Origin of the sequence: Evansella clarkii, assembly GCF_002019695.1 — a bacterium.
Lineage (GTDB): Bacteria > Bacillota > Bacilli > Bacillales > Salisediminibacteriaceae > Evansella > Evansella clarkii.
Genome location: NZ_KV917376.1, coordinates 5,143,698 through 5,167,585, shown reverse-complemented (window position 1 = coordinate 5,167,585; position 23,888 = coordinate 5,143,698). Strand labels below are relative to the sequence as shown.

Sequence of the window (23,888 nt, the reverse complement as noted above, 5' to 3'; positions counted from 1 at the left end):
ATACCAGTTATTTTATTCAACTAATCAGTGGTGGACGAGCAGCACCTCCACTGATGAAGTTTCACTTTACTCGAAGAAGGTGTTCAAAATGCTGGTATACATTCTTTTGTTAGCAGGATTTGTTTTATTGATTAAAGGGGCTGATTATTTCATAGACGGCTCTTCGGGGATCGCCTCCAGGTTTAATGTTTCTCCCCTCATTGTAGGGTTGACGATTGTGGCTTTTGGCACAGGCGCCCCTGAAGCGACAGTGAGCATCATTGCTGCTCTGGAGGAAAGTGCGGACCTGACGATCGGGAACGTGGTAGGAAGCAATATTCTTAACATTTCTCTTGTGGTCGGAGTTACCGCCTTCATCTTTCCTTTGAAGGTTACGAGTTCCACGGTAAGAAAAGAGATTCCTTTTACCTTTTTATCCAGTGTTGCCCTGATTGTCCTTATAAGCGATGTTGTTTTGCAGGACGCCGCCGTTAATGTAATAACAAGAAGTGACGGAATCATTTTTTTACTGTTTTTCTCGATTTTTATGTACTACATATTTGAAGCAGCCCGAAAAAGCAGAGATAAAGTTGTTGAGGATTCCGTGCCGAAAACTGAAAAAAATGGTACCTGGGGAAAGCTTCTTCTTTTAACAGCTGGAGGACTTGGAGGGATTGTTCTTGGAGGTTATTTAGTAGTGGAAACAAGCACGTCCATCGCCTACAGGTTCGGCATGAGTGAAACCCTTGCCGGCCTTACGATAGTTGCAATCGGTTCGTCATTACCTGAGCTTGTTACTTCTGTGGCTGCAGCTCTTAAGAAACAAAGTGAAATAGCTATCGGCAACATTGTAGGGAGTTCTATTTTTAATATTTTATTTGTTCTGGGCATTGCTTCTGTGATCACACCTCTCCCGGTGGACAGTAAAATATTTCTTGATGCAGCAGTGATGACGCTTCTGACAGTGGTTCTTTACATTTTTTCCAGAACACAATGCAACGTGGGCCGGTATGAAGGGCTCGCACTTGTTGGGGCGTACGCTGTTTATCTTGTTTATATCATAATCAGAAATTAACTTCCGTTTCTTCCATGGATGGCGCTTCACACATGGCAGGCGGACGCATATAAATAAAAGAAGGAGAGGGTTATCTCTCCTTCTTTTCCTTTGTATTAAACTTGAAAGAATATCCTGTTTTATTCTGCTGCATTTTTGTTTTTCCTGAGTTAATTTTTTCTCCTGGACCGGCCTTCGTAGTTTCGCCTTTTAAAGCTGAGCTTTTTAAATTTGTTTTTTCATTCCCGCTTTGTTTGACGTTGCCCCCAAGGTTGTTTCCAAGGTTCAGGGCTCCGCTCAGTTCCTTAATATCAAGGCTGTCCAGACGAAAGGTGAGGTTTTCAAGGACAGGGTCTTTAATATCGACCTGCTCGATCGTAACATGGTATTCTATTTTCTTTTCTCCGGCTTCTCTCAGTAATTTTTCAAGTTCGTTAATCTTTTGATTAAGCTCTTTCAATTCACTGCCTGGAATATTTTGAACTTTTTTGCTTCCGAGAGAACTTAAAAAAGAAAAAAGTCCCAATCTGCTATGGGGCCGGCCGTTTACAGGCAGCAGTATATTTGGAGCAGCTTAGGCCTGAAGGGTTCACATAAATCCCACTGCTTAAACAGGAATATAATAGAATGATTTCTGTTCTCAAGTGGTCCACTTCCCTTCTGAGCAGTGTTTAAATATCCCGGCAGCTGTTCCGGAGCAATTATCTCTCTGGATAGCCTGGCAGTTCATTATATATATATTCACAGACAGATAATTTATTAACTGGAGGGACGAGAATGGATTGGAAAAGCTTTGATCCCTTGAAAAGTTTCCTTCCGAAAATCAATCCGGCCGAGAACAACATGGTGCCTGGCATTGATGAATATATTCAAAAGGTTTTGTCTCAGTATTTAGGGGCTGCAGGGATAGGCCAGCCAGCTGGCGACAATACTGGTGAACCGGAAAACCGAGAGCCTCCTTCCCATCCAGAGGAAGAAGTGTCTCCCAAATCGGCAATAGAGGATGATTATGCCCGGGAACCGAAGCCGAAATTAATTGATATTCATGGTTTTATTATTATACAGCTTGAAATCCCGACTTATATTGATGTTAATCATCTGTATGCAGAATACGATTCCACAAAGGTAGTTATCACTGGGCTTTACCCGGATGATGAGCCTCTTGAGATAAGGCTGCCATACCTGGTAAGGAGAAAGGCCGGTAAGGCTATATTTAAACAAAACATCTTAGAAATAAGGCTGATTAAGCATGAGGATGAACATATGGTTCAGCTGCCAATCAGAAGAAAATAAGCTGCAGGGAAAGCCCTGCAGCTTATTTATTCATAAGAAAGTGGTATATCGCCAAAGTTATACTGGGTTTCCTTCGGTATGTTTACTTCAAGTATCTGGTTCTTTACAACTGCTGCAGCTCCCTGTGTGATCCCAAGGCATGGAAGTTCAATGATCTCAGGTCCCTGGTTAGGCAAGCCTTCGATTCTAAGCTGATTTGCTGCATGCAAAAGGCGGAGCTGCTTAGGATGAACATGAGGCGGCAGCAGCACTCTTACAATAATATGATAATGGCCTTCAAACAGCTCCTTTTGTAACTGATGGACTGGCTGTTTTGCAGGAGGTTCTCCCTGATGTGCAGAAGGGGGAGCTGCTGGCGGCGGTTGTGCCCCTTCCCTGTTCATGTTAGGTACTGCCTGGCTTAGTATATTGTGGACGTAATCTTCTATCCATTTTGGATCCTTGGCAGACATTCCGTAAAAAGGATTGTTCATAAAATTTTTGTTTTTAAAGATGTTTTGAAAGTTATCCCAGTCGACATTTCCCGCAGGAGGTTTATTGGTTGTCACAGGATTACTCCTTTCTGCACGGTCTGTAAACTGCTTTCAGATCTTATCATATTAACTAAATCATTAAAATAGAATATAAGTACGGAAATAAAGGGAGGCTGAACATGGTTTTGAAAATCAATCTAAAAGGATTGCAGATTAACCAGGTGACAAGCAGTTCAGGGCTGTTTTCGGGAAAAAACCTGCATATAAACTGGAAAAGTTCTTCAAAAAAGAATGAAGCATTCGGAAGTATTAATGGACAGGGGAACCAAAGCGTAAATAATCATAATGTCATTTTCGATAATGATTATGTTGATGTTTACCAAAATAAAAGAAAGTAAATACATTTACCGGTGAACAATTATTCTACAGACAAGACCTACTAATCTATGTGCCTTGGCCCTTTGTGTTAAAAAGGAGGCGATGATATGAGCGGGAGAGGATTTCTTTCGCCGGTATTTTATATAGGCAGTATCCGGATAGGCACTGTTGAAGGTGCGTCCAGTGTAAACATCGGCCACACTACAAATGCAGGATTTAAAAGTGAAAAAAAACATAACCAGGGTTTTGGATCAGTAAGCGGGGACAATAATCAGTTTCATGAGGCGAGGACACTGCTCGATGATGCCGATACCCTTGATATGTTCAGCAACGGGTCAGACGGTGAAATTCCTGAGTGGCTGAAGGAAAGGATAATCAATTCCATGGAAAATGGAGGTATGGAAATAAACCAGGGGTCCTCTTCCTCTCCAAACAATACTGAGCAAGAGGAAGAGAACAAAGAAGAAACCACTGAAGGAGGCACCTGATTTATTTTTTTCCTTTACAGTGTTTGCGTCATGATCCCTGGCTTGTAGTCCTGGTCGTTTATAGGCGAGTCGATAATATCATTGTCTTCTACAATATTAAAGGAGTTTGCAAGAGCGTTACTGCCGGTGACAACCCCGTTTCCGTTGTTTCTTTTGCCGTGAGCGCTCCAGGCATCCTGGTTGTTTTCTCCTACACTTATCGCAGAACCGTTCGTTATTGCTGTCACATTTAAAGCTTCGAAATCCACTCTTGTAGTTCCGTCCCCTGGTGCTTTTGCACTTATGAAAATATCTCTGTCATCAATAGGACAATCGATAAAGTCGTTGTCAGTGACTTTGTTTGTATTTCCAACGATTAAAGCACTGCTTGCTGAGCCGAAGCCATTATTCGTTTTGGAGAAAGAACTCCAGCCATTTGCCGTATTGTTTCCGGAAAATATCCCTGAGCCATCAGTAACGCTGGTGACATTGAAGTTTTCAAATTTCACTTCCACCTGCAAAGCATAAACTCCCCCTGTTAAACCTGCTGATTCTGCAATCCTGGCTTAATATCCTGGTCGTTAATAGGAGCATCAATCACATCAGGATCAGCAGCGATATTTATGTTATTTACTGAGCCATTCATCCCCAAAAATTGTCCGTTCCCATACGTGAATTTAGCGTGCCCATCCCAGCCAACTGAATTATTCGCACCTACAAATAAACCTGATGTGTTACTTTGAGAATTAATGTTCACAGCTGCGAAATTAACTGCTACTGCCATACAGGTTCCACCCTTCTCTCATTTCTTATAATTGCTGATTCTGCAGCCCTGGTTTAATATCCTGATCGAATACTGGAGCATCAATGATATCTGAATCAAGCAATATATTCACATTGTTAGCAGTGCCGTTTATCCCTAAATACTGGCCGTTGCCCATACTGAACTTGGCATGGGAGTCCCAGCCTACTGTATTATTAATACCTACGAAAACACCTGCTCCGTTCGACTGTGAATTAACATTTATCGCCAGGAAATTAATTACTACCGCCATCAATAACCTCCCTGAAAATCTGTCTTCGGTTACTTAGGCATATTTAATAGCTAAAGCTCCTTACCGTTTAATATATTCATCAAACGCGGAGATGTGAGATCTTTAAGTAAATTTAAAGAGTTCATCTAAACAAAGGGAGCCGGGATGAATATATAAGTAAATAGGAGGGTTATGAGGAGGGGAGGGAGTCAGGGTGCCTGAAGAATTAATTGATGTAATCGGCAACTGGATAGAAAATTTCGGAGCGACTCTTGGGGCAATTGGCGAGACTAGGCTGATTGCCGGAGAAGATGACCTTGCCCATATCCTGGTGATTCTTGGTAATGGTAATCAGTCCCTTGGGAACGTTATTCAGGGGCTGATAGAAAAAGAGGAGGTAAACGCGTGGCTCGGAAACTGGCTTCAGGCTGGTGGAAATGCTGCTATCTCTGCAACAGAATATGAAGTATTTAAAGGAAGGCTGGACGAAACAACAGGTTCTTATAATAAAATATATGGTGATGTTACCCAGTCCGTCGGGGCTTTTCTCGCTGCCCTTGGTAGACTGGACGATCAGCCAAAGCGTGTAATCGGAAATGTAATTCAGTCTCTAGGTGCAGCGTTAGGGGCAATTGGCAGCTTGTATGTTTTGAATAATGAAGAACTTAAGGGCCAGCAATTGCAGGCAGTGGGAGGCTGGCTGCAGTCTATCGGAACTGCTCTGCAGGCTATCGGCGCAACGAGAAGGTATCTGTATGGGGAAGGTGCTGATGATGAGTCTGATACGGCTGAGGATGAACCTGATAACGATTAAAGGGGAGTATCCTGGGAGTTATACAAACATTGAGGGCATAAGTATGAATGATGAAGCCAATGCATGATATGAGGAGTGTAAAGTACGAAAACAGCAGTTCAATGAACGAAAAGCACAGGGCAATGAACGAAAAGCAGTAAGCTGTGCACGAAATGTGGAGCTTAAAAAACGGAAAACAGCGTTTTGATCTAAGATCATGTTATATTAGGAAAAGTGAAAGAAAGTACTTAGTGAAGCAGGTGTTAACATGGATTATGTACAAGGTCTCAGGCAAATTGTCGGTACCCGTCCCCTGATATTAGTTGGTTCAGTAGCTATTGTCTTAAACGATAAAAATGAAATCCTTCTTCAGCAAAGACCTGATGAAGAATGGGGACTGCCAGGAGGTCTGCTTGATCTTGGAGAAAGTCTTGAGGAAGCGGCAAGAAGAGAAGTAAAAGAGGAGACAGGGCTTGATATTGGAGAACTGAAGCAGCTTCATGTTTTTTCCGGCCCGGAATTTTACATAAAAGTAGATAATGGAGATGAATTCTACGCAGTAACCGGTGTATTTCTCAGCAGAGACATTACGGGCGGCCAGCTGGAAGCAGACGGGGAAGAATCTTTGGATGTTAAGTTTTTCAGAATGGATGAAATGCCTGAAAACATTAAAAGAAATTACAAGAAATATATGGGGCCATTTCTGGAAGGCATAAAAAAGCGGGAAATATAACTGATGCCAGGAGGGAGAATTCTTTTCAAAAAACGAGTTGTGCAGACAGCACTGCAGCTGCCGTAAGTTATTTGGGTGATGCTACCATAATAGAATTTAAACAAACCTTAAAGCAGACAAGCTCTTACATTCCCCATTACTTTTAAATATGTTTAATATTTTGAAAAAATAGGAATAAAGGAATGATGTCTTTTTTCTGCTATAATATCAAAATGTGAACTAATGAAGGGGGAAATTTTATGCTGGAAGGTCTGAATAATATAGTTGACTTCGGGAATGACCTGCTATGGACTTACATATTAATTGGCCTGCTGTTAGGGCTTGGCTTGTTTTTTACAATCAGAACGAAGTTTGTGCAGTTTCGTCTTTTTGGCGAAATGTTTCGTGTTATTACAGAAAAGAAAGATTCTGAGAGGGGAATATCTCCTTTCCAGGCATTTACGATCAGTACTGCTTCCCGGGTGGGTACAGGGAACCTGACAGGGGTTGCTCTTGCAATCGCAATTGGCGGACCTGGTGCTGTATTCTGGATGTGGGTTGTTGCCATCATAGGTATGGCGACAGCATTTATAGAAAGTACTCTTGCACAGGTTTATAAAGTAAGGGACGGAAAAGACTTTCGCGGCGGTCCTGCTTACTATATGGAAAAAGCACTTGGCAGCAGAGGACTTGGAATCGCCTTTGCTATTTTACTTACTTTGTGTTTCGGTCTCATATTTAACTCTGTACAGGCAAACACAATAACAGATGCTTTTGACGGAGCATTCGGGACAGACAGATTGATGCTTGGCATCATTATTGCTGCAGTTGCCGGGGTTATTATTTTTGGAGGTGTCCGCCGTATAGCTGCGGTAACACAAATTGTCGTTCCTGTAATGGCGGTTCTTTACTTAATTCTTGCATTATTTGTAGTGCTGACAAATATGCCTGCAATACCAGCTGTCTTTAATCTGATTGTAACAAGTGCATTCGGAGTAAACGAAATGATTGGCGGAGGAATCGGTGCGGCGATCATGCAGGGTGTCCGCCGAGGGTTGTTTTCAAACGAAGCAGGTATGGGTTCTGTACCTAACGCTGCTGCGACAGCTAATGTCAGCCACCCGGCCAAACAGGGGCTTGTGCAAAGCCTTGGCGTATTCTTCGACACAATCATTATATGTTCAGCTACTGCGTTCCTTATCCTTCTTACAGATGTATACGGCACTGGAGAGGAAAACGGTATTCAGCTGACCCAGGCAGCTATGGCTGTCCATGTTGGTGAGTGGGCTGTCTATTTTGTGGCAATCGCCATCTTATTCTTCGCGTTTAGTTCAATTATCGGGAACTACTACTATGGGGAAACTAACATAGAGTTTATCAGGGAAAATTCTGTCTGGCTGCAGATCTATAGGGTGGCAGTTATAGGAATGGTTGTCTTCGGCGCTGTCGCTGAAGTTACACTCGTATGGAACCTGGCAGATTTATTTATGGGTCTGATGGCTGTACTTAACTTAGTTGCGATCTTCCTGATTGGAAAGGTAGCGTACAGTGTGCTCGTTGATTATACAGACCAGCGGAAGGCAGGCAAAAATCCTGTATTTTTTGCTAAAAACATTCCTGGCCTGAAAGGTACAGAATGCTGGGAAGAAACCAGCAGGGACAAAGAAACAAACCGTTAATTCTGCCGCAAGCCTCACTCTGCGGAATAAAATGCTCCTCCTGCCACAGGGGGAGCATTTTCCATGCCATTTACGGGGTCAGACCCCGCACAATTTTGTGAACATTTTTATCGAAGTTAGACTATCGCGTTAGGATCGTCTATAATTGCTTTGAATATCATGAAATGAAGGTGAAAATATGAATAGCTACAGGAAATTAGTAATGTTGTTCTCTGCACTAATTATGATTCTTACAGCATGTGGCCAGACGGAGAATGAGGAAAACAGTCAGGGAAGTGGAGAAATTAATCTGGAACCTCTTGAAGTAGAATTAATTCTCCCTGAAGAGGCGGATCCTGGAACAGAACTAACGATCGAAACTCTTGTAACACAGGGAGAAGAAAGAGTAAACGATGCAAGTGAAGTAATTTTTGAAATTTGGGTGAGTGGTGAAAAAGAAGATAGTGAATTTGTCGACGCGGAGTTAACAGAGGAAGACGGAGTATACGCTATTACTTATGAATTCACAGAAGAAGCTATCTACTTTGTTCAGCCGCATGTTACTGCCAGAGGTATGCATATGATGCCTACAGGAGAAATTAAGGTTGGGGACGCGCCTGAAGAAGACGGAGAAAATAATCATGGAAGTGAAGAAGAGCATTCCCATCACCATGATAACCAGCTTCATATGGAATGGCAAAGTGAAGAAGAGGTTGCCGAAGGCGAGGAAACTGAAATTACAATATATGTGGAGCATGATGAAGAACCATGGACAGATGGTGATGTAAGGTTCGAAATCTGGCAGCACGGTGATGAAATGAGAGACTGGGTAGATGCAGAAGAAACAGATTCTGGTGTTTATACAGCTTTTTACACTTTTGAAGGAACAGAAGACTATCATATTATGGTGCATATGGAAGACGATGATCATCACGACCATATAGAACAAGTTATTAAAATTAACACGGAAACTAATTAATGAATGTTTGAAAACTGATCTGGGTAAAGTAACCTACAGGTCAGTTTTTTTATGTTAAGAGGTAATAGAAGAGGGTCAGATACCTGGCGTATTTACTATAATTGTTTCATTGCAGTTTATTTCAAAATTAAAGGATAAGTGTAACTAAGCAATCATCGTCTCTAATACTGCCTCACTCAGAGCAGTCTATGATCTCAGGAGATATAAGGCTTGGCTTACACTTTTCTTTATCCCGATGTAACCGTCCGCAAGACTCCTACCTCAAAACAGGAGTGGAGGCGAAGATGTTCAGGCGGGAGAAAACGGACGCTAACATCCCGATTAGTTCAACTAACAATAAGTGGGGGATGAACAAAACCCCCACTTATTGTTAGTTGAACTTTATGTTTGACTAACTTGTATATACAAGATATACTACGATTACTATAAGCATCTAATATTTTTTTACAGGCGGTGGTCACAAAGTGAAAATGAATGAATGGTGGAGACGATCTGTTGTATATCAAATTTATCCTAAGAGTTTTAACGACACGATGGGTAACGGTGTAGGAGATCTCCAGGGAATAATTGAAAAACTTGATTATCTGAAGGAACTTGGGACAGATGTAATCTGGCTCACACCAGTATACAGCTCACCTCAAAACGACAACGGGTATGATATTAGCGACTATTACAGCATTCATGAAGAATACGGAATTATGGAAGACTTTGACCGGCTGCTGGACGAAGCGCATAAGCGGGATTTAAAGATAATTATGGATATAGTGGTGAACCACACATCTACTGAACATAAATGGTTTAAAGAAGCTGCTTCCTCGAAAGATAATCCATACAGAGATTATTATATCTGGAAAGACCCTGTGGATGGACAGGAGCCGACAAACTGGAAATCCAAATTTGGCGGGTCTGCCTGGAAGTATGATGAAATCACCGGCCAGTATTATCTGCACCTTTTTGATGTGACCCAGGCTGATTTAAACTGGGAGAATGAAAAGGTCCGTGATGAAGTTTATGAAATGATGGACTACTGGTTTAACAAAGGGGTGGACGGTTTCCGCCTCGACGTTATTAATCTGATTTCAAAAAATCAGAGTTTTCCTGATGATGACGGGTCAGTGCCACCAGGTGACGGACGTAAATTTTATACTGATGGTCCAAGAGTTCATGAGTTTATGAATGAAATGAACAAAAACGTTTTTTCAAAGTACGACGTAATGACTGTAGGCGAAATGAGCTCGACTACAATCGATCATTGTATTAAATATACACATCCGGACCGTAACGAACTGAGCATGACTTTTAATTTCCACCACCTGAAAGTTGACTATGCGAATGGGGAAAAGTGGACGAAAGCTGATTTTGATTTTATAAAGCTGAAAAGAATTCTATCTGAATGGCAGGTTGAAATGCATAAAGGCGGTGGATGGAATGCGCTTTTCTGGTGCAATCATGACCAGCCCCGTGTAGTAAGCAGGTATGGGAATGACGGAGAATTTCACCGGGAATCAGCCAAAATGCTCGCCACGACTGTCCATATGATGCAGGGCACTCCTTATATTTATCAAGGAGAGGAGTTTGGAATGACAGATCCGAAGTTCGACTCCATTCATGAATATCGTGATGTGGAAACGCTGAACATTTATAATGAAATGAAAGAACAAGGGATGGCCGAGCGGGAAATTATGGAGATTATAAAGCAGAAATCCCGTGACAACTCACGTACACCTGTTCAGTGGAACAGTGAGGAAAATGCCGGATTTACTACTGGCACTCCCTGGATTAACCCGGCGGACAATTACACAACAATAAATGCCGAAGGTTCCCTGAAGGACAATGACTCCATTTTCTATCATTATCAAAAGCTCATTCAGCTTCGCAAAGAACTGGATATAATAACCTTCGGCGATTACACGCTCCATTATGAAAACGACGAAAAATTCTTTGTGTATACGAGGGAATATAATGGGGAAAAACTGCTGGTCATTAACCATTTTTATGATGGAGAAGCAGAGTTCACGATGCCGGAAAACTTCAGTACGGAAGGACTGGACTGCGAGCTGATCTTATCAAATTATGAGAACTCTCCGGATCATCCTGCTGATATTCGCTTAAGACCTTACGAATCGCTGGTTTATCATTTCAGGAAAGCATGATAAACTAGTTTCGGTGATGAAATTGAAAAATAAATATATTGAAATATATCATGAGCTCGTAAATAAAATTGAAGCTGGTGCATACCGGGCGAATTCTAAGCTTCCGTCAGAGCATGAACTGATGGAAATATATGAAACGTCACGAGAGACTATCAGAAAAGCGCTTAATCTGCTTGCACAGAATGGTTTTATCCAGAAGATCCAGGGGAAAGGATCAATCGTGCTTGATACGAGAAAATTTGATTTTCCTATTTCCGGGTTAGTAAGTTTTAAAGAGCTTGCAAAGCAGCTTGGCGACAGTCATAGGACGCATGTTGAAAAACTTGAGAAGGTGTTCCCAGCAGATGACGTAAGAGATGCCCTGAAGGTTACAGCGAACAGCGAGGTCTGGGAAGTCCATCGGGTAAGGGAAATAGATGGAGAACGGATCATCCTTGATAAAGATTTTCTAAGAACTGACGTTGTAGAGGAACTTTCTATAGAAATCTGTGCAAATTCAATATATGAATATATTGAATCTGAACTGGGTCTTACGATCAGTTTTGCAAAAAAAGAAATAGTCGTCGAGGAACCAAACGAGGAAGACAGAAGGCTTCTTCATTTGGAAGGCCATTCAAATATCGTGGTGGTCAGAAACTATGTTTATCTCGAGGATGCAAGTGCGTTTCAGTATACAGAGTCGCGACACCGCCCCGATAAATTCAGATTCGTTGATTTTGCCAGAAGAACGAGAAGATAAAGTGAAACTTTAATCAGTGAGAGTTTTACGGACGGTTGCACCGGGATAAAATAACAGCCAGACAACGATTAACCTGGCGGATCACCTGAAAACGCAGGCTTTCCGAAAAAGGAAAGGCCTGCGTTTTTACTCAACAAGGATGAAAGTGTAACTTTCCACGAAAATTATCCAGCTCCAGCGACGAGCGTTTACATCACGAGTATGCTTCGAGTTGTCTCTACGGATAAGCCTCGAAGTATTACTGGAAGAGGAAGAGACAGCTAACGAGGTCACTTCAGGCCTTTTCAGAAGCCAAAGAGCGGCTTATGTCAATGTCCTTCCGGTGCTTGGACCTGCGATTACTCGGTCCATGTAAAGAGTGCTCCTGCGGTTACTCGTCGCAGGTAAAGAGTGTCGCTCGTGATCAAAGCGCTTACGCTTTTATTTATCAGCCTGTCTTTTTCTTCAGGCTCATTATTATGGACCGCTTAAGTTTTTCATCATGAATAGTATCTTTAAGCCAGTCCTTCGGGGATTCACCTGTTTGTTCTTTCACCCGTTTAAACAGCCTGCTCAGTACATGGCGAAGGACGCTGGAGTAATAAATATGGTCTATTCTTCTGGCTGTGTTAAGGATGTCTTCAATTATTTCATCGTTATGGACAGGTACGTTTTTAGCAGCTTCAAAAAGGAACTTTTCCACGATGTCTGTCTGGTTGTCAGATAAGTAATAGTCTGATACTTCTTTTACGAGCTGCGGGCATGTATCTACGTGCATGCCGAGCTTCGGGATAAAAGAATCATACCTGTGCTGAATCAGAAATTGAAGTGCTTTAGCTCCGTTTGCCTTTTCCAGGGCATTCTCCAATGCTGTGAGAATTAAGGAATCCTCTGATTTGCCATCTGTATTCTGAAGAGTAAGGAGACGTGAGGGCCACAAATTTTTAATATCTTCAAGATGCTCATCCACCAGATGTTTAAGAATGTTTTTATTTTTCATCTTCGCTTCTTTTTCCGGCTTTAAAGCGTCTCTTAAATCTTCCTGTGTGACTTTCTGGTTTTTCTTCCGTTCTGTTATTTTTTTGAAACGCTCTAATGCTGCAAGTGCATCTTTCGTAGTTTTATTAGATAAATAAAACGAGTCGAGAAATTTTCCGTCGTTAGCAATTACAGCGAAAATCACGGGAGCTTCCTGGTCGAAAAGAAGTACGTTCGACTTATCCTTTCCCTGGCGTTCTTCATATTTAACAACATAAAATCGCTGATCCGGGCCATCTAAAAAAACTTTTTTCCCAAGGAAACTGGGAGGAAGGTAACTCATAATTACTTCACCAATCCTTTCAAAAATAAAATATTTTGCGGACAATCTGGGATAGTATAGTAGACGAATCCTCAGGTAAACTGTGCATGGGACAATGATGGTAAGTATGAGTCTTGACATGTAAAAGGGGATAAGTATGCAAGCAACTGCGGCAAAAATGAGATTTTCTTATGGCTGTTTCGTGCAGAGTGTGAAAGAAACTTATACTTCTGTCTCTATCATACCCTTCTTTCAGCCAATAAGCCAATGGGAGACCCCATTTCCAGGTGTGATTTGCACTTTCAGTAAAAAATGCCCGGCACTATCGTACCGGGCATGATAAAAAACATGACAGGAAATGTATATAGCTGACTAAATGTTGTCCGTATTAACTCTTTGGCTGGCAGCCTTTGCCCGTGCCATTGCTTCGCGGTCTTCTGCATCTGCCAGCTCATCAGAAAATTCAACTTGCTCATCAACAGGAACATCAGGAATATAATTTGAATTTGTATTCTCTTTTTTGTCTTTTGCCATTACCTTCGTCCATCCTTCCATCTGCAGATATTTGTATATTTCCCGGATACTGCTTCAGAACGTCAGAAAAACAGCTGTTATATACTGTCTTTTGAACGGCGAAATGCTCTGTCAGCTGCTCTGAACTCAGACTGGTATAGTACTTCCTGGGTTTTGTTTAAAACTCTCCGTTCATCTTTACCTTTGCGTTTTTTACTGTCCACATTTTTCACCTCATCTATCTTTAGTCAGTTTTAGCATGACCTTCAGGCAAAAAATGTATACACTTATTTTTTTACGGAAACTGGGGAAGTATTTAGCAAATTTTCCAGGGCTGGCCTTAGTTCAGGATATAAAAACTTAAAATCATTCTCTAACAATTTTGCAGGGACTGCTTTTTGTCCCTGGGTAACTAAAACGGCCATTTCTCCGAGCGCAAGCTCCAGTAAATTGGAAGGCACCGGGAAAAAATATGGACGCTTCAGAATATCGGCTGCTGTCCGGCCGAACTCCTCCATTAAAACTGGCTGAGGTGCAGTAAAGTTAACCGGACCGCTTATTGCCGGGGTTTCCAGACAATAAATCAGCGCTCTGGCTGCATCTTCAATATGTATCCAGGAAATCCATTGCTCTCCTGTACCCAGTCTGCCACCGGCAAAAAGCTTAAAAGGAAGGAGCATCCTATGGAGGGCACCATCATTACTGTCAAGCACCATTCCAAAACGGGAATAAACAACCCGGGTCATCGGCATAGCCGCTGAAGCTTCCTGCTCCCATTTTTTCACCACAGCAGAGAGAAAGTCATCACCGCTGAGGGGAGATGTTTCTGTAAAAGTATGATGGTAAGAAGTGCCGTAATAGCCTGTTGCTGAAGCGTTGATGTATACTTGCGGCTTCGTATCCATTGCCTCGATAATCCGAACAATTTCCTTTGTTGACTCCACTCTGCTGTTTAATATTTCACCTTTCTTTTTATCGGTCCAGCGGCTGTTCAGGCTTTCTCCGGCAAGATTTATAAAAGCATCAATCTCGGATAATGATTTTTCGGGGGACGAGTTCGGGCCTAACCATTCAACATAAGTAACATGCTCTTTTGAGGGCTTGTTATCGAGGGTTCTTGTTAATATGTATAATTCATGCCCTTGTTCTGTGAGCTTTTCCGTCAGCGCCCGGCCGATGAAGCCAGCCCCTCCTGCAACAGCTATTTTCATCTTACATTCCTCCAGTTTTTGTATATTGTTTATTCCTTTCCCTTTATAAATAATATAACAAACATTCAGCATGGTTTTTCTCAGACACGAATTAATTTTGAAATTCTGCTAGTATTATTCTAGAGGTGAAACAGCATGCCGAAAATATCGAGAATTACAGTAGCTAAGAAAAGAAAAGACCGTTTTCATATTTATTTATCAAAAGAGAATGGCAAAGAAGAATATGGTTTTACAGTATCAGAGGATCTTTTCATAAAACATAGCCTGAACAAAGGAATGGATATTTCTGAAGCCGATATAAATAAAATTAAGGAAGAGGATGTTCTTGATAAGGCATTCCAGAAAACCTTAAATTTTCTATCCTATCGCATGAGATCTGAAAAAGAGATTTTACAGTATTTGCGGGAGCAGGAAGTGGAGCGGGATGACGCAGAGCAGCTCATGGAACGGCTGCGGGACTTAAACTTTCTTGATGATTTAGCGTTTGCGGAAGCTTTCGTAAGAACGAAAAAAAATTCCCAGAAAAAAGGGCCTCTTCTTATTGAACAGGAACTTTACCAGAAAGGTATTTCCCAAAAGCATATTGGTAAAGCAATGCTTCAGTATCCCCCTGAAGAACAGCTTGATAATGCAATAGCAGCAGCGGAAAAGAAACAGTCCAGTTACAGTTCGGAGGGAGCCCGTAAAAAGCAGCAAAAACTCATGCAATTTCTTATCCAGCGTGGTTTTACCAGTGAAACAGCTAAACAAGCGCTTGCTGAAAGCGATACAGGCGCAACCGCAAATGAGGAATGGGAATCTCTCCTGAAACAGGGAGCGAAGGCTGAAAAAAAATACAGCAAATATGAAGACGGCTGGGAAAAAGATCAGAGGATAAAACAATTTCTGTACGGCAGGGGCTTTAGTATGGAGCTGATAGACAAATGGCTGCAGCAAAAAGAAGAGTAGGGGAATGTATGGTTTCCCCGGCCAGTCTGGTTTCTTTAAACTTTCCTGTTAATTATTTATAATAGGATTATAAGCTTTAGGTTTTATGACCAGAGGGAGTTAAACAACATGGACAAAAAATACAGTGAGATGACAGAAGAAGAACTAAGAAATGAAATAGCCGATTTAAAAGTGAAAGCCCAGAAGGCCGAGCAGATGGGAATGGTAAACGAGTATGCCGTCCACGAACGAAAAATGGCTATGGCTAAAGCATATATGATGGACCCTTCCGAATTTATAGCAGGGGAAACATATGAGATTATTGACGGTGAGGGAGACAAATTTACGATCTCCTACAAAAAAGGAGTATTTGCCTGGGGCAGCCGAAATGGGTCGGGCAAAGAAGAAGCGCTGCCTATTTCGTTGCTGGGACATAAACTATAAAACGGCAAGGATGATGCCGCCAGAGAGGGCTTCTCTTCCCTTTGTGCAGGTATGGCACATAGAAAAGCACACAATAATCCGGCGGCTGAACAACAATAGCTGTTTCCTTGCCTTGCCCGCTGTTGTGTCAGGTTTATGACCGCTTGCGCGTCTGCACTTCAAGAACTCTGTTATGCAGCGACTGTTCCGTCTCACCGTTTACCTGGTGAAAGGCGTGCTTAGGATTAGCCCGTGGAGACTGAAAAGGACTCATATATCCCTCTTTCCCTGATTGGGGGGTGTTCTGTCTGCTCATTATCAGAAAACCTCCTTAGCCTGTTTAGGTTCGGGGGCAACAAGGATTTTACTACTGATCAGCCCGTTCGTCATGGTTGTCTCTTTGTTCAGTGGAAGCCTGCATTCTTTCGGCTGGCCGGGTATTAATTGTTCCGTCGGCCCGTTTTGAGGCATAAGCTGGCTTTGCCCGCGGCTCACCATCAAGCGACATACGGTTGGGAAATCCTTTAGCTTTATTCCGCAAGTGACATACCTCCTTTTCCTGGGGCAGAATTAGTGTGTGCATAATGGTGCAAATAATAAATTGTAATTACTAACAAAAGGGAGGTGCAGGGGATGAATGATTATTTTGAACGGCTTACAACAAGGCTTTTAGAACAAAATAACCAAATGTCTTATTCGGAGGCGCGAACCTGGGTGGAACTGCTCTGGGAAGACTTTGAAACCACATACGCCAAAGCCGGCAGAAAATATAAAGGAAAAGAAATGACCGAGAAAGTGCTGACTCAGTGGATTGACCATTACGGCCCAAGGCTTCACGAGCTGGTGAATGAAAATCCGAAATACCGGGAATGGTTTGACAAAAAGAATTTTTATCACTAAACAAAGGTGTGAGCCGTTGAGGCCCATGCCTTTTTTTATAGTTTTTCACACGAGTATAGCTATAGGATCTCGGGTACTGGAATGGCGGGAAAACTTGTGTGAGGGGTGATAGTAGAGGATCTCGCGTGCCCGCTTGGCCGAAGAAGTGAAGCGAGCGGTCATGCAAGAAGGTCTCGCATGCCCGCTTGACCGAAAAAGTGAAGCGAGCGGTCATGCAAGAAGGTCTCGCATGCCCGCTTGACCGAAAAAACAGTGCGAGCGGTCATGCAAGAAGGTCTCGCATGCCCGCTTGACCAGAAAAATGCAGTGAGCGGTCATGCAAGAAAGTCTCGCGTGCCCGCTTGACCGAAAAAGTGAAGCGAGCGGTCATGCAAGAAGGTCTTGCATGCCCGCTTGACCGGAAAAATACAGCGAGCGGTCATGCAAGAGTGTCTCGCGTGCCCGCTTGACCGAAAAAACAGTGCGAGCGGTCATGCAAGAAGGTCTCGCATGCCCGCTTGACCGAAAAAGTGAAGCGAGCGGTCATGCAAGAGTGTCTCGCGTGCCCGCTTGACCGAAAAAACAGTGCGAGCGGTCATGCAAGAAGGTCTCGCATGCCCGCTTGACCAGAAAAATACAGTGAGCGGTCATGCAAGGTGGTCTCGCATGCCCGCTTGGCCGAAAAAGTGAAGCGAGCGGTCATGCAAGAGTGTCTCGCGTGCCCGCTTGGCCGAAAAAGTGAAGCGAGCGGTCATGCAAGAGTGTCTCGCGTGCCCGCTTGACCGAAAAAACAGTGCGAGCGGTCATGCAAGAAGGTCTCGCATGCCCGCTTGACCAGAAAAATGCAGTGAGCGGTCATGTAAGAAGGTCTCGCGTGCCCGCTTGACCAGAAAAATGCAGTGAGCGGTCATACAAGAAGGTCTCGCGTGCCCGCTTGACCAGAAAAATACAGTGAGCGGTCATGCAAGAAGGTCTCGCATGCCCGCTTGACCGAAAAAGTGAAGCGAGCGGTCATGCAAGAGTGTCTCGCGTGCCCGCTTGACCGAAAAAACAGTGCGAGCGGTCATGCAAGAAGGTCTCGCATGCCCGCTTGACCGAAAAAACAGAGCGAGCGGTCATGCAAGACTGCCTCCCGTCCCCGCTTGACCGAAACCACAGCGCGAGCGGTCATGCAAGAAGGTCGCGCATGCCCGCTTGGCCGAAGAAGTGAAGCGAGCGGTCATGCAAGAGTGTCTCGCGTGCCCGCTTGACCGAAAAAACAGTGCGAGCGGTCATGCAAGAAGGTCTCGCATGCCCGCTTGACCGAAAAAACAGTGCGAGCGGTCATGCAAGAAGGTCTCGCATGCCCGCTTATCCTAAAAAACACACCAAGCGGTCATGCAAGACGCCCGCCCGCCTGGCCTATGCTCCAACCCCAGCAAACATAAAAAAGACCAGGCAATCAATCGCCCGGTCTCCCAAAAAAACTTATTTACCATACTTTTTTCATTTAATCAAAAGCCACTTCCAGTTTTCGCTCCAGTGTCTCGTTATTATAAATCCATCCAGTATAGGACGAAAGAGTTTCAAGATCTTCATTCAGGCGGACGATTGCGATAAAAGGATAATGTCCTTTACTGCGATATCTTAAATCTGTAAACTTCACACTGTAACCATGCGGCTCTTTAGTAACTTCCCAGCGGTAAGCTGGAGAGAAGGATAAGAAAGCACTTAAATTAGGATCCTTTCTTGCCGCATTAATGATTTTGTGGTCTGGAATTGGATCAAATGAATAAGTTTCGAAATACTTTATCTGCATGTCTTTCACTTGTGCTACATGCATTTTTTCCCCAGTTCTGATCACCACATGCCACTGGTGCCAGCGGAATGTTGGCGAAATAAATATGTGGGTGGAATCAGGATGCCTGCTTTTCAGTTCATGATAGACTTTTCGCTGGGTTCGTACTCTCCAGACATAGTAGCCTGCAAGGAATATATACATGAGCAGGAATGTCCAGCCAGGATCTGCACCAAAGCGCCAGATAATGATCCCGACTATGTGAGTCACAAAAATAAACGGGTCAAAAATGTTGATCACGCCAAGTGCCATCCATTTTTTATGGAAGGGAGCCAGCGCTTTGGTCCCATATGCATTAAATATGTCTACAAACACGTGTATGAAAACAGCCAGAAATGTCCATAGCCAGAGATGGAGCAAATTAATCTCAGGCATCATTAATCCCAGACCAAGTGTTATAAGGGTCGGCCAGATAAACCAGAAAGGCACAGAGTGTGTAACGCCTCTGTGGTTTCTGATATAGACGGCATTATTCTTCAGCTTTAACACCGTATCAAAATCCGGGGCCTGAGATCCGATTATTGCTCCTACCATCACTGCCTGGGCCATTGCAGGGCTGCTTGTGACGACTGGATCTAATGTGGCTAATCCGCCTATTGCAATCCCCATAACTACATGGGTACCCGTATCCATTGCTTCCCCCTCCTTGATGATAGGATAGTGATTTCCTGATACAATACAATCTGTAACGATTTTCTTTAATGATATATTTTTTGCTTAAAGATTTCATTAGTTAAAACAACAACTCTGTTAACTTTTAGTGGATTTTTTATTTTTGCCGGCGAATCTGCCCCTATAACTGCAGTAACCTAAAGCTTCCTGCTGAAGCCGGGATACTGCCCTTATGAAATTATTTTCGTAAGCTCTATGTTAAAGGATTTAACCAGGTAATTCTATTATTACCCGATAACAGCTTTTTTCAAAAGGAGAATGTATCATGACAAGAGCCGTACAGATTTTTTTGGAATATAAGGTGAAGGAAGACTCAATAAAAGAATATGAAAAAACGATGGAAGATGTTTTGGCAGGTTTGGAGAAATTCGGGGCTTCCCAGGTGGATTGGTATGAAGCAGCTGACCAGGGCAATCTGTACGTGGAAATGTTTAAGCTGCCAACAATGTCTCATTACGATACGATAAAAAAATACAGACAGGATAAAGCCCATCCCCTGTTTGGAAAACTGGACCCTTTTATCGAAGGCGGGTGTAAAAAGGTTCACTGCTGGGCTTTTATCCAGAAAACCTGAATTATCAGCAATACTTAAAAATGAGGAGAAACAATATGAAAACAGAAACAGAAGAGCTGAAAGACTGGGATGTTTCCGGATTCGGGAATGACCTGCTTCAGTGGTATCAGGAAAACAAACGTGACCTGCCGTGGAGACGGGAGCGTGACCCATACAGAATCTGGGTATCTGAAATAATGCTGCAGCAGACGAAAGTAGATACAGTAATTCCTTATTATGAAAAATTCATGGCTTTGTTTCCTACAGCGGAAGCACTTGCAGAAGCGGAAGAAGAAACGGTGCTAAAAGCCTGGGAAGGGCTTGGGTATTACTCAAGGGCCCGGAATCTGCATCAGGCGATAAAAGAGGTTAAAGAACAGTACGGAGGCAAAGTGCCTGACACAAAAGAAGAAGTACATAAACTGCGAGGTGTCGGGCCTTATACTGCCGGAGCTATTCTCAGCATCGCATATAATAAACCGGAACCAGCCGTAGATGGAAATGTCATGCGTGTATTATCAAGGCTGTTTTTAATTGGCGATGACATTACTAAGAGTTCAGCACGAAAGAAGTTCGAAGCTATTGCCGCTGCAGTCATATCTAAAGATAACCCATCAGATTTCAACCAGGCGTTAATGGAACTCGGTGCGATGATCTGCACACCAAGGTCGCCGGCATGTCTTTTATGCCCTGTGCAACAGCATTGCCTTGCCCGGGAGGAAGGGGTGCAGGAACAGCTTCCTGTCAAAGCAAAGAAGCTTCCTCCTAAGATGAAAAAGATGAAAGCTGCAATTATTGAGGATGAAGAGGGCAGGCTGCTTATTGAGAAAAGGCCTGAAAAAGGGCTGCTGGCCAATCTCTGGCAGTTTCCTAACATGGAACTCGAAGAAGGAAGTTCAGAAGACCCCGTTGCTGAGAGTCTGAAAAAAGCAGGGCTGCGGACGGAAACAGAACAAGCTTCATGTTTTGAAGTAAGGCATGTTTTTTCCCATCTTATCTGGGAGATTGATGTTCACTTCGGGAAATCGATGGGGTTCACCAACGAACAGAAATTTAATGAGAGCAGGCTGAAATTTGTTACAAAAGAAGAGATCAGGAAGTATCCTTTTCCTGTTTCCCATCAGAAAATAATTGACTATGCGTTGAAAGGGGAGGGATAAGATGGACCTAAACTTATCAGGTAAAAACGTTCTTATAACCGGTGGCTCAAAAGGTATCGGCAAAGGGATTGCAAAAGCATTTTTAGACGAAGGAGCGAATGTCGGTATTGTTGCCAGAGGACTGGAAGGATTGAAGTCAGCAAAGGAAGAGATGCCTGAAGCTGAAATTATCCAGGCGGATCTCACCGATAAACAGGAGAGGGAAAAAGCATTTAAAGAGTTCTCGAACAAAGTGGGAGACATCGATATACTTATAAACAATGTTGGCGGAAGCAGTGGGAGCAGCACAATGGAAACACCGCTGGAAGATTTCGAAGCTGCCATGTCTCTTAACTATTTCTCTGCTGTGCATTTCAGCCAGCTTGCTGTTCCTGTCATGAAAAATAAAGGAACAGGTTCTATCGTTAACATTTCTTCTGTTTTTGGCAGGGAGTCCGGAGGTAAGCCAACGTACAACAGTGCTAAAGCGGCGATGATCAGTTTTACGAAGTCCCTTGCTGACGAAGTGATCAAAGACGGGATCCGTGTTAACGGAGTAGCACCAGGGTCTATTCTCCACCCGAGCGGAAACTGGCAAAAACGCCTGGATGAAAATCCGGAAAAAATTAATAAATTTGTTGAAGAACAAATTCCAGCAGGCCGGTTTGGAACAGTGGAAGAAGTTGCGAATGCAGCTGTTTTCCTCGCATCAGAAAAGGCAAGCTGGGTTGTCGGCGCCACTTTGAATGTGGATGGCGGCCAGTCTAAATCAAATTTTTAGCAGTATATAGGACTGTTGGAATGTTTCAGATAGGTCTGGTAACTGCGGGAAATGCAGCAACAACAGGACTAAAATATTTACACATTAATACAAAAAGCTTGAGGCCTCCAAAGAACCTCAAGCTTTTTTAATATGAAAAAACAACTAGTATGAGTATCTACGAAACTATGACTTAGAATCATGACGGAAAGGTGACTACTTTTGAACGATATTAAGTGTTTTTGATTGAAAGTGATTGATTTTTGAAAGCGGTTTAATTATAATGAGCCTATAAACAAAATGAGGGGTAATAGTTATGCTTACTTTTGAAAGGCAGGAACTTATTTTATCCTTGCTCAAAGAAAACCAGATTGTAAAAATACAGCAGCTTGTTGAGGAAACACAAGCCTCCGAATCCACTATCAGAAGGGATCTTACTGAATTGGAGAGCCAAAAGCGCTTAAAGCGTGTGCATGGCGGGGCATCGCTAATAACAAAAAAGCTTGAGGAACCATCCCTGCTGGAGAAACAATCTAAATACAGCGCAGAAAAGTCCACTATTGGTAAATATGCTGCTTCCTTAGTTAAGGAGGGTGATTCCGTATTTATTGATGCTGGAACTACTACCAAGACAATGGCTGAATATCTTCATGGAAAAGAGATTGTGGTAGTTACAAACGGTCTGAATATTATTACGGATTTGCTCGATAACGGAATAAAAACTTACCTTCTCGGAGGGTACGTTAAAGCAGGAACTCATGCTTTAATCGGGAGGGGAGCTGTTGAAAGCCTTAATTCCTATCAGTTTGACAAAGCATTCATTGGAGCAAACGGCGCGGATACCGAAAGCGGATTCACAACTCCTGATCCCGAAGAAGCTCTGATTAAAAGTACAGCGATTGACAAAGCTAATAATGCCTATGTGCTGGCAGATCACTCGAAATTCGGGGATGTCTCTTTTTCAAAGATTAAGAATTTAAATGAGGCTGAAATTATTACCTCAGAGAAGCTCGATAAAGAGCTTCAGGACAAATACAGAAAATACACTGAACTTAAGGTGGTGCACATCAATTGATCTACACCGTGACATTAAATCCATCTGTTGATTTTATTGTTTCAGTCAATGACTTTAAGCTTGGAGAAATAAACCGGACAACAAAACAATTCAAAAATCCAGGAGGCAAAGGAATCAATATATCCAGGGTGCTGAACAATCTTGCGCAAGAAAGTACAGTGCTCGGCTTTGTTGGCGGTTTTACAGGAGAATTTATTCAGAATTCACTCGAGAAAGAAAATGTTTTTACCGATTTTATTAAGGTTAACGGGGATTCGAGAATTAATGTAAAGCTAAAATCCAATGAGGAGACTGAAATAAACGGCGAGTCTCCCGAGATTAGCGCTGAGGATATAGAGCGGCTGAAACAGAAGCTTCACGCATTAAAGGAGGATGATTACCTCGTTCTTGCCGGCAGTGTCCCAGCAGGGCTTTCTCCGGATATTTACAATGAATTACTGGAGGAGCTCAGCTCTAAAGATGTAAAAGTCATTATTGATACGAGTGGGAAGGCTCTTAAAGAAAGTCTTCATTCAGCCCCTTTTCTCATAAAACCAAACCATCATGAACTGGGGGAGCTGTTTGAGGACAACGAAATAACTTTAGAAAAGGCTGTGACTTACGGCAGAAAAATAGTTGAAGCTGGTGTACAGAACGTCATTGTCTCTATGGCTGGGGAAGGTGCCTTATTTATTAATAAGGATTTGGCATTGTTCGGAAATGTTCCGGAAGGGCAAGTGAAAAACTCAGTTGGAGCAGGAGATTCAGTGGTTGCAGGGTTCATTGCTTCCTATGCTGCCAATAGTAATTATGAAGAAGCTTTCAGATACAGTATCGCAGCCGGCAGTGCCACAGCTTTTTCTGATGGTTTTTGTGACCAGGAAAGCATCCATAGACTAATTAATGAAATTAACATAACGACTCTTTAA

31 protein-coding genes are annotated in these 23,888 nt (G+C 42.9%); 19 read left to right on the top strand and 12 right to left on the bottom strand.

Features of this window, described 5'->3' with window-relative positions:
- Positions 1–91 precede the first annotated feature (91 nt).
- The gene (locus BK582_RS24630) at positions 92–1,054 is read left to right on the top strand and encodes a calcium/sodium antiporter (RefSeq protein WP_078598289.1); all 963 of its coding nucleotides are present in this window, start codon (positions 92–94) and stop codon (positions 1,052–1,054) included.
- A gap of 70 nt (positions 1,055–1,124) precedes the next feature.
- Here BK582_RS24630 and BK582_RS24625 read toward each other — a convergent pair whose 3' ends face one another.
- Positions 1,125–1,559, bottom strand: a complete 435-nt coding sequence (locus tag BK582_RS24625; RefSeq protein ID WP_078597594.1) for a hypothetical protein — start codon at positions 1,557–1,559, stop codon at positions 1,125–1,127.
- A 251-nt stretch (positions 1,560–1,810) separates the two neighbouring features.
- On the opposite strand from BK582_RS24625, the gene BK582_RS24620 reads away from it, so the two are divergent.
- Complete coding sequence (locus BK582_RS24620; RefSeq protein ID WP_078597591.1) at positions 1,811–2,326, top strand: hypothetical protein; 516 nt, start codon at positions 1,811–1,813, stop codon at positions 2,324–2,326.
- A 26-nt stretch (positions 2,327–2,352) separates the two neighbouring features.
- On the opposite strand, the gene BK582_RS24615 is transcribed toward BK582_RS24620, so the two are convergent.
- Positions 2,353–2,874: a hypothetical protein gene (locus tag BK582_RS24615; protein ID WP_078597589.1), complete on the bottom strand. Its 522-nt coding sequence runs from the start codon at positions 2,872–2,874 to the stop codon at positions 2,353–2,355.
- A gap of 104 nt (positions 2,875–2,978) precedes the next feature.
- Here BK582_RS24615 and BK582_RS24610 point away from each other — a divergent pair, with 104 nt between their 5' ends.
- Positions 2,979–3,197, top strand: coding sequence for a hypothetical protein (locus BK582_RS24610; RefSeq protein WP_078597587.1), 219 nt, complete (start codon positions 2,979–2,981; stop codon positions 3,195–3,197).
- Between the two features lie 87 nt (positions 3,198–3,284).
- Positions 3,285–3,665, top strand: coding sequence for a hypothetical protein (locus BK582_RS24605; RefSeq protein ID WP_177344656.1), 381 nt, complete (start codon positions 3,285–3,287; stop codon positions 3,663–3,665).
- A 14-nt stretch (positions 3,666–3,679) separates the two neighbouring features.
- Here BK582_RS24605 and BK582_RS24600 read toward each other — a convergent pair whose 3' ends face one another.
- Genes BK582_RS24600 through BK582_RS24590 form a run of 3 tightly spaced genes read right to left on the bottom strand, consistent with a single transcriptional unit; the run spans position 3,680 to position 4,699 of the window.
- Positions 3,680–4,165 carry a hypothetical protein gene (locus BK582_RS24600; RefSeq protein WP_078597585.1) on the bottom strand — a complete coding sequence of 162 codons (486 nt, stop codon included), beginning with the start codon at positions 4,163–4,165 and terminating at the stop codon, positions 3,680–3,682.
- Between the two features lie 17 nt (positions 4,166–4,182).
- Complete coding sequence (locus tag BK582_RS24595; RefSeq protein ID WP_078597583.1) at positions 4,183–4,428, bottom strand: hypothetical protein; 246 nt, start codon at positions 4,426–4,428, stop codon at positions 4,183–4,185.
- A 25-nt stretch (positions 4,429–4,453) separates the two neighbouring features.
- On the bottom strand, positions 4,454–4,699 hold the full coding sequence (locus BK582_RS24590) for a hypothetical protein (protein WP_078597581.1): 246 nt from the start codon (positions 4,697–4,699) through the stop codon (positions 4,454–4,456).
- Between the two features lie 193 nt (positions 4,700–4,892).
- Between BK582_RS24590 and BK582_RS24585 the strand changes: the two genes are divergently transcribed.
- From BK582_RS24585 to BK582_RS27420, 7 genes are all read left to right on the top strand, one after another.
- Positions 4,893–5,492, top strand: coding sequence for a DUF6944 family repetitive protein (locus tag BK582_RS24585; protein ID WP_078597579.1), 600 nt, complete (start codon positions 4,893–4,895; stop codon positions 5,490–5,492).
- A 247-nt stretch (positions 5,493–5,739) separates the two neighbouring features.
- Positions 5,740–6,204: an NUDIX hydrolase gene (locus BK582_RS24580; protein WP_078597577.1), complete on the top strand. Its 465-nt coding sequence runs from the start codon at positions 5,740–5,742 to the stop codon at positions 6,202–6,204.
- A gap of 239 nt (positions 6,205–6,443) precedes the next feature.
- The gene (locus BK582_RS24575) at positions 6,444–7,862 is read left to right on the top strand and encodes an alanine/glycine:cation symporter family protein (protein ID WP_078597575.1); all 1,419 of its coding nucleotides are present in this window, start codon (positions 6,444–6,446) and stop codon (positions 7,860–7,862) included.
- Between the two features lie 178 nt (positions 7,863–8,040).
- Positions 8,041–8,820 carry a FixH family protein gene (locus tag BK582_RS24570; RefSeq protein ID WP_078597573.1) on the top strand — a complete coding sequence of 260 codons (780 nt, stop codon included), beginning with the start codon at positions 8,041–8,043 and terminating at the stop codon, positions 8,818–8,820.
- A 470-nt stretch (positions 8,821–9,290) separates the two neighbouring features.
- Complete coding sequence (gene treC / locus BK582_RS24565; RefSeq protein WP_078598286.1) at positions 9,291–10,973, top strand: alpha,alpha-phosphotrehalase; 1,683 nt, start codon at positions 9,291–9,293, stop codon at positions 10,971–10,973.
- A gap of 22 nt (positions 10,974–10,995) precedes the next feature.
- Positions 10,996–11,712, top strand: a complete 717-nt coding sequence (gene treR / locus BK582_RS24560; RefSeq protein WP_177344672.1) for a trehalose operon repressor — start codon at positions 10,996–10,998, stop codon at positions 11,710–11,712.
- A gap of 211 nt (positions 11,713–11,923) precedes the next feature.
- Positions 11,924–12,067 (top strand): hypothetical protein, encoded by a 144-nt coding sequence (locus BK582_RS27420; protein ID WP_169911250.1) that lies wholly within the window; start codon positions 11,924–11,926, stop codon positions 12,065–12,067.
- 72 nt (positions 12,068–12,139) lie between these two features.
- On the opposite strand, the gene BK582_RS24555 is transcribed toward BK582_RS27420, so the two are convergent.
- The 4 genes from BK582_RS24555 to BK582_RS24540 all read right to left on the bottom strand — a co-directional run bounded on the left by BK582_RS24555 (position 12,140) and on the right by BK582_RS24540 (position 14,715).
- Complete coding sequence (locus tag BK582_RS24555) at positions 12,140–13,012, bottom strand: hypothetical protein (protein WP_078597569.1); 873 nt, start codon at positions 13,010–13,012, stop codon at positions 12,140–12,142.
- Between the two features lie 351 nt (positions 13,013–13,363).
- The gene (locus BK582_RS24550) at positions 13,364–13,525 is read right to left on the bottom strand and encodes a YfhD family protein (protein WP_236939256.1); all 162 of its coding nucleotides are present in this window, start codon (positions 13,523–13,525) and stop codon (positions 13,364–13,366) included.
- Between the two features lie 77 nt (positions 13,526–13,602).
- Complete coding sequence (locus BK582_RS24545) at positions 13,603–13,728, bottom strand: YfhE family protein (protein WP_078597565.1); 126 nt, start codon at positions 13,726–13,728, stop codon at positions 13,603–13,605.
- Between the two features lie 63 nt (positions 13,729–13,791).
- A complete protein-coding gene (locus BK582_RS24540) occupies positions 13,792–14,715 on the bottom strand; it encodes a TIGR01777 family oxidoreductase (protein ID WP_078597563.1) in 924 nt (307 codons plus the stop codon).
- A 135-nt stretch (positions 14,716–14,850) separates the two neighbouring features.
- Between BK582_RS24540 and recX the strand changes: the two genes are divergently transcribed.
- On the top strand, positions 14,851–15,663 hold the full coding sequence (recX, locus tag BK582_RS24535) for a recombination regulator RecX (RefSeq protein ID WP_078597561.1): 813 nt from the start codon (positions 14,851–14,853) through the stop codon (positions 15,661–15,663).
- Between the two features lie 108 nt (positions 15,664–15,771).
- Positions 15,772–16,086, top strand: a complete 315-nt coding sequence (locus BK582_RS24530; RefSeq protein ID WP_078597559.1) for a YfhH family protein — start codon at positions 15,772–15,774, stop codon at positions 16,084–16,086.
- Between the two features lie 133 nt (positions 16,087–16,219).
- Here the strand turns inward: BK582_RS24530 and BK582_RS24525 are convergent, their stop codons facing one another.
- Both BK582_RS24525 and sspK read right to left on the bottom strand, forming a co-directional pair.
- On the bottom strand, positions 16,220–16,381 hold the full coding sequence (locus BK582_RS24525) for a YpzG family protein (protein ID WP_078597557.1): 162 nt from the start codon (positions 16,379–16,381) through the stop codon (positions 16,220–16,222).
- Positions 16,382–16,432: 51 nt separating this feature from the next.
- Entirely contained in the window at positions 16,433–16,606 is a 174-nt protein-coding gene (gene sspK, locus BK582_RS24520) for a small, acid-soluble spore protein K (RefSeq protein ID WP_078597555.1), read from the bottom strand.
- Positions 16,607–16,698: 92 nt separating this feature from the next.
- On the opposite strand from sspK, the gene BK582_RS24515 reads away from it, so the two are divergent.
- Positions 16,699–16,965, top strand: coding sequence for a YfhJ family protein (locus BK582_RS24515; RefSeq protein ID WP_078597553.1), 267 nt, complete (start codon positions 16,699–16,701; stop codon positions 16,963–16,965).
- 1,468 nt (positions 16,966–18,433) lie between these two features.
- On the opposite strand, the gene BK582_RS24510 is transcribed toward BK582_RS24515, so the two are convergent.
- Entirely contained in the window at positions 18,434–19,414 is a 981-nt protein-coding gene (locus tag BK582_RS24510) for a metal-dependent hydrolase (RefSeq protein ID WP_078597551.1), read from the bottom strand.
- 304 nt (positions 19,415–19,718) lie between these two features.
- Here BK582_RS24510 and BK582_RS24505 point away from each other — a divergent pair, with 304 nt between their 5' ends.
- The 5 genes from BK582_RS24505 to pfkB all read left to right on the top strand — a co-directional run bounded on the left by BK582_RS24505 (position 19,719) and on the right by pfkB (position 23,888).
- On the top strand, positions 19,719–20,027 hold the full coding sequence (locus BK582_RS24505) for a hypothetical protein (RefSeq protein WP_078597549.1): 309 nt from the start codon (positions 19,719–19,721) through the stop codon (positions 20,025–20,027).
- A gap of 35 nt (positions 20,028–20,062) precedes the next feature.
- The gene (gene mutY / locus BK582_RS24500; RefSeq protein WP_078597547.1) at positions 20,063–21,166 is read left to right on the top strand and encodes an A/G-specific adenine glycosylase; all 1,104 of its coding nucleotides are present in this window, start codon (positions 20,063–20,065) and stop codon (positions 21,164–21,166) included.
- Position 21,167: 1 nt separating this feature from the next.
- Entirely contained in the window at positions 21,168–21,926 is a 759-nt protein-coding gene (locus tag BK582_RS24495) for an SDR family NAD(P)-dependent oxidoreductase (protein WP_078597545.1), read from the top strand.
- A gap of 295 nt (positions 21,927–22,221) precedes the next feature.
- Positions 22,222–22,980 (top strand): DeoR/GlpR family DNA-binding transcription regulator, encoded by a 759-nt coding sequence (locus BK582_RS24490; protein ID WP_078597543.1) that lies wholly within the window; start codon positions 22,222–22,224, stop codon positions 22,978–22,980.
- The gene (gene pfkB, locus BK582_RS24485; protein ID WP_078597542.1) at positions 22,977–23,888 is read left to right on the top strand and encodes a 1-phosphofructokinase; all 912 of its coding nucleotides are present in this window, start codon (positions 22,977–22,979) and stop codon (positions 23,886–23,888) included. Before BK582_RS24490 ends, pfkB begins: the two co-directional genes overlap by 4 nt.